General features: G+C 74.2%; 2 protein-coding genes. Both read right to left on the bottom strand.

What is annotated here, in order from left to right; genetic code table 11:
- Window positions 1–3,033 (bottom strand): type I polyketide synthase (locus tag ACFWZ5_RS44270; protein ID WP_384892792.1); only part of this gene is annotated, 3,033 nt, incomplete at its 3' end.
- Window positions 3,030–5,842, bottom strand: a 2,813-nt coding sequence (locus ACFWZ5_RS44265) for a type I polyketide synthase (RefSeq protein ID WP_384892789.1), incomplete at its 5' end; no start/stop codon positions are given. The genes ACFWZ5_RS44265 and ACFWZ5_RS44270, both read right to left, overlap by 4 nt.

Below are 5,842 nucleotides of genomic sequence, written 5' to 3'. Positions count from 1 at the left end.
CTCACCGTCCGACAGCCCGGCCGACGTCACCAGCAGCCAACGGCCGGACAGCCGCGCCCCGGGGCGGGCCGGGGCAGGCTCCCAGTCGATGTCGTAACGCCAGGAATCGAGCGCCGTCCCGTCGGTCCGGTGGGCCCGCCACGTCTCGAGCGCCGGAAGCACCTCGCTCAACGGCGCGTCCTCGGCCAGGCCCAACTCACCGGCGAGCACGCCCGCCTCACCACCACGCACGGCAGCCCAGAACTCGGCATCAACCGGGTCCTGTCCGACCTCACTGCCACCGGCCTCGTCCTGAAGCCAGTAGTGCTGACGCTGGAAGGCGTACGTGGGCAGGTCGACGGTGTGTGCGCTGGTTCGGGCGAAGAAGCCGTGCCAGTCGATCTCGACGCCGTCCGTCCACAGCCGGGCCAGGGCCGTGACGGCGGTGGTGGCTTCGGGGCGCTTGCGGTGCAGGACGGGTACGGCGAGCGCGTCGTCGTCGATCTCGCCGAGCGCGCCGACCAGGCCGGCGTCCGGACCCAGTTCCACGAATCGGGTGACGCCGAGGGAGGTGAGGCGGCTGACGGCGTCCGCGAAGCGCACGGTGCCGCGGACCTGGTCCGCCCAGTAGGAGGCGGTGAACTCTGTCACCGGCTCGCCCGTCAGGGTGGACACAAGCGGGATGCGCGGCCGGGCGTACGTCAGTCCGTCCGCGACCTCGCGGAACCCGTCCAGCATCGGGTCCATCAGCACCGAGTGGAAGGCGTGGCTGACCTGGAGCCACCGGCCCTTGTGGTCCTGCAACCGCGCGGCCACGGCTTCCACGGCGGTCCGCTCACCGGACAGCACCACCTGCTCCGGGGCGTTCACCGCCGCCACCGAGACGCCCTCGGCAAGCAGCGGGGTGACCTCCTCCAGTGAGGCCCGTACCGCCCACATCGCGCCGCCCTCGGGCAGCGCCTGCATCAACCGGGCACGGGCAGCCACCAGTTCACAGGCATCCGCCAGCGACAACACACCCGACACATGCGCAGCCGCCAACTCACCGACGGAATGACCAACGAGGTAGTCCGGCGTCACGCCCCACGACTCCACCAGCCGGAACAGCGCCACCTCAACCGCGAACAGCGCCGGCTGCGCCCAACCGGTCTGCCCCAGCGCCCGGGCGTCGGTGAACATCACCTCCCGCAGCGGACGGTCCAACAGCTGATCGAAGTGCGCACACACCTCGTCCAGCGCGGTCGCGAACGCCGGGAAGGTCTCCGCCAACTCCCGGCCCATGCCCAGGCGCTGGCCGCCCTGGCCGGAGAAGACGAACCCGGTCAGGCCGTCACCGGCCGCTCCGGACAGCACGTCCGACGCCGGCTGGCCGGCCGCGAAGGCGCCCAGGCGTGAACGCAGTTCGTCGGTGTCCGTGCCCAGCACGACCGTCCGGTGCTCCAGGGCGGCGCGCGTCGTCGCCAGCGACAGTGCCACGTCCGTCGCGTCCAGGCCGTCGGCCGCAGCCGCCAGCCGTCCGGCCTGTGCCGCCAGGGCGTCCCGGGACCGCGCCGACACCACCCACGGCAGCACCGGCAGTTCGACCGCGTCGGCGACGGCGGCCGCCTCGGGCGTGCCCTCCTCGGAGGCGTCGTCGGAGGCGTCGTCGGACGTCTCTGCCGGGGCTTCCTCCATGATGACGTGCGCGTTCGTGCCGCTGGCGCCGAAGGCGGACACGCCCGCGCGGCGCGGCCGGTCCTCGGTGCTCGGCCACTGGCGGGCCTCGGACAGCAGTTCCACCGCGCCTGCCGACCAGTCCACGTGCGAGGACGGCGTCTCGGCGTGCAGCGTCTTGGGCATGAGCCCGTGCCGCATCGCCAGGACCATCTTCATCACGCCCGCGACACCGGCCGCGGCCTGCGTGTGTCCGATGTTCGACTTCACCGACGCCAGCCACAGCGGCTGGTCGGCGGCGCGTCCCTGACCGTAGGTCGCCAGCAGTGCCTGGGCCTCGATGGGGTCGCCGAGCGAGGTGCCCGTGCCGTGTGCCTCCACCGCGTCCACGTCGGCCGTGGAGAGGTCGGCGTTGGCCAGTGCCTGGCGGATGACCCGCTGCTGGGACGGGCCGTTCGGGGCCGTCAGGCCGTTGCTCGCACCGTCCTGGTTCACCGCGCTGCCGCGGAGCACCGCCAGGACCTGGTGTCCGTGGCGGCGCGCGTCGGACAGCCGCTCCAGGAGCAGTACGCCGACGCCCTCGCCCCAGCCGGTGCCGTCCGCGTCGTCGGAGAACGCCTTGACCCGACCGTCCACGGCGAGCCCGGACTGCCGGCTGAACTCGATGAAGTTGCGCGGTGTGCTCATCACGGTCGCGCCGCCCACGAGCGCGAGCGAGCACTCCTCGTCACGCAGTGCCTGCATGGCCAGGTGCAGGGCGACCAGGGAGGACGAGCACATGGTGTCGACGGTGACGGCGGGGCCCTCAAGGCCGAAGGTGTAGGCGATCCGCCCGGACAGCACGGCACCGGAGCCGCCGGTCAGCAGGTGTCCCTCGACGCCCTCGGGCGCCGTGCGCACCTGTGTCCCGTAGCCCTGGTTGCTGGCGCCGACGAAGACGCCCGCGCGCTCGCCGCGCAGGCTCTCCGGGTCGATGCCGGCCCGCTCGAAGGCCTCCCAGGAGGTCTCCAGGAGCAGCCGCTGCTGCGGGTCCATCGCGACGGCTTCACGCGGCGAGACGCTGAAGAACCCGGCGTCGAACTCGGTGGCGCCGTCCAGGAACGCGCCGTGCCTGGTGTAGCTCGTGCCGGGGTGCGCGGGGTCGGGGTGGTGCAGCCGGGGCAGGTCCCAGCCGCGGTCGTCGGGCATCTCGCCGACGAGGTCGGCGCCGGCCGAGATCAGGTCCCAGTACTGCTCCGGGGTCTCCACGCCGCCCGGGAAGCGGCAGCTCATCGAGACGATCGCGACGGGCTCCCGCCGCCTGTCCTCAAGCTCCCGGACCTTCTTGCGGGTGGTTCGCAGCTCAGTGGTGAGCCGGTTCAGGTACTCCCGCAGCCGCTTTTCGGTCGCGCCACCGCTCATCCGATACCCAACTCCCGGTCGATCAGGTCGAAGATCTCGTCGTTCGAAGCCGCCGCCAGGTCGTCCTGGGGGTCGGCGGTGGTTTCCGCTGCCGGTTCGACGCGGCGCAGCAGGGCGCGCAGCCGGTCGGCGAGGTCGAGGCGGGTGTGCTCCTCGTCCGGCAGGGCCGACAGCCGGGCTTCCAGCCGGTCCAGGTCGGCGAGTACGTCGTTTCCGCCGCCGGCCGGCTCGCCGCTCAGGTGGCGGACGAGTGCGGCCGGGGTGGGGTGGTCGAAGACCAGGGTCGCGGGCAGCCTGCGCCCGGTCGCGGCGGCCAGCCGGTTGCGGAACTCCAGTGCCGTCAGCGAGTCGAAGCCCAGTTCCTTGAAGGCCCGGCGCGGCCGGATCTCGTCCGGTCCGCCGGCTTTGAGCACGGCGGCGGCCTCCCGCCGGACGATGTCCGTCAGTACGGTCTCGCGCTCCTCGGCGGACAGGCCGGCGAGCCGGTCCCCGGGGGCCGTGGACTGCTCCGGCTCGGGCGCGTGGCCCTTGTCCGGCGTGCCGGGCGCCGTCCGGTCCGCGGTGAGGGACGCGACCAGCCGGCGGTCCCGGTCCATCGTGTACAGCGGTATCCAGCGGGCGAGGTCGAAGGAGGCGATGGCGACGGTGGTGTCGCCGTGGCCGACCGCCAGTGCCAGGGCGCGTACCGCCCGTTCCGGCCGCATCAGCCGCACGCCGCGCCGGGTGAGCAGGTCGGCGACGTCGCCGTGCACCATGCCGCTGTCCCAGGCGCCCCAGGCGATGGACGTGGCGACCGCGCCGCGGGCGCGCCGCTCGGCCGCGAAGGCGTCCAGGTAGGCGTTGGCGGCGGCGTATCCGGCCTTGCCGGCGTCGCCCCACGTGCCGGCTCCGGAGGAGAACAGCACGAACGCGTCCAGGTCCGCGTCCCTGGTCAGGGCGTCCAGGTTGCGGGCGCCCCCGACCTTGGCCCGGAGCACGTCGGCGAGTTCGGCGGTGGACAGCTCGCCGGCCGGGACGGCCGGCTGGGTGAGCCCGGCGGCGTGCACGACGGCGGTCAGCGGCGCGGTGTCGTCGATCGTTGCGAGGAGGGCGGCGAGTTGGTCCCGGTCGGCGGCGTCGCAGGCGGCGACGGTCACCCGGGCGGCGCCGAGTTCGGTCAGTTCCGCACGCAGTTCGGGCGCGCCCGGCGCGTCGGGGCCCCGGCGGCTGGTCAGGATCAGGTGGGCGGCGCCGTTGCGGGCCGCCCAGCGGGCGACGTGGCCGCCGAGCCCTCCGGTGCCGCCGGTGATCAGGACGGTGCCGCGCGGTCGCCACGGCTCGGCCTGCGGCGCCGGGTCCTGGACGAGGCGCCGGGCGAGGGCGGTGCTTCCGCGCACGGCCACCTCGTGCTCGCCGGTGGCGCCGGACAGGCTCTCGACGAGCCGGGCCGCGGCGTCCTCGGTCAGCTCGTCCGGCAGGTCCACCAGGCCGCAGACCCGGCCCGGCTCGTCGAGCCCGAGCACCACGCCCAGGCCCCATGTCTGGGCTTGCACGGGGTGGCGGACGGGGTCGTCCGCGGTGGTGCCGACCGCGCCGCGCGTCGCCATCCACAGCGGGGCGTGCGGAGCGCGCGCGGCCAGTTCGCGGATGCCGGTCACGGTGTCCGCCAGGCCGACGGTGACCGCCGGATCGTCGTCGCCGGGCCGCTCGTCCAGGGCGGCCAGCGACAGGATGCCGACGATGTCCTGCGGCAGCGGGGCGCTGTCCTGTGCCAGTTCTCGTGCGGTGCGGGGGTGCACCGTGGCGCCGTGCCGGGCGAGGCCCGCGAGCACCGCCCGGACGAGGTCCGGGCGCACCGAGTCGTGCGGGGTCAGCACGATCCAGTCGCCGGTGAGGGACGGGGTGCTGGTGCCGGGCACCGGGGTCCAGTCGACGCGGTAGCGCCAGCCGTCGATGAGGGCCGCCTCCTGGCGGGCGGCCGCCTCGGCGGGTGCTTCGAGCCAGTGGCGGCGGCGGCGGAACGGATACGTGGGCAGCTCCACCGGATGGTCGGGGCCGCCCGGGACGGCGGGGCCGAAGTCGACGGGGACGCCCCGCACCCATGCCTCGGCCAGCGAGAGCAGGAAGCGGTCGGCGCCGCCGTCGTCGCGGCGCAGCGAGCCGACGGCGAAGGTGTCGTCGCGGTCCGCCAGGGTGTCCTCGATCGCGGCGAGCAGCACCGGGTGCGGGCTGCTCTCGACGAAGCATCCGTAGCCCTGCTCGGCCAGGGTGCGCACCGCTTCGGCGAAGCGCACGGGCCGGCGCAGGTTCGCGCACCAGTAGGCGGCGTCGAGCGCCGGGGTGTCGATCCACTCGCCGGTGACGGTGGAGAGGAAGGGCACCTGGGGGCGGAGCGGCCGGACGGGGGCGAGGAGTCCGGTCAGTTCGTCGAGGATCTTCTCGACGTGCACGGAGTGCGAGGCGTAGTCCACGGGGACCATCCGCATCCGCACGTCCCGCTGCTGGCAGGTCAGGCGCAGTTCCTCCAGGGCCGTGCGGTCGCCGGAGAGCAGCACCGCGGCGGGTCCGTTGACCGCGGCGATGGACACCTGGTCCGCGTAGTCGGACACCAGGTCGCCTGCCTGGTCCTCGGGCAGTGCGACGACGGCCATGGCACCGTCTCCGGTCACGGCGGTCAGCGCCCGGCTGCGCAGGCACACCACTCGTGCCGCGTCCTCCAGCGACAGCGCTCCCGCCACGCATGCCGCGGCGATCTCGCCCTGCGAATGGCCCACGACCGCCGCCGGCTCCACGCCGTACGACTGCCACAGCGCCGCCAGTGACACCATCA

The organism is Streptomyces sp. NPDC059003 (genome assembly GCF_042740445.1).
Taxonomy (GTDB): domain Bacteria; phylum Actinomycetota; class Actinomycetes; order Streptomycetales; family Streptomycetaceae; genus Streptomyces.
The sequence above is the reverse complement of the archived record's forward strand: the minus strand, read 5'-3'. Positions and strand labels throughout refer to the sequence as shown.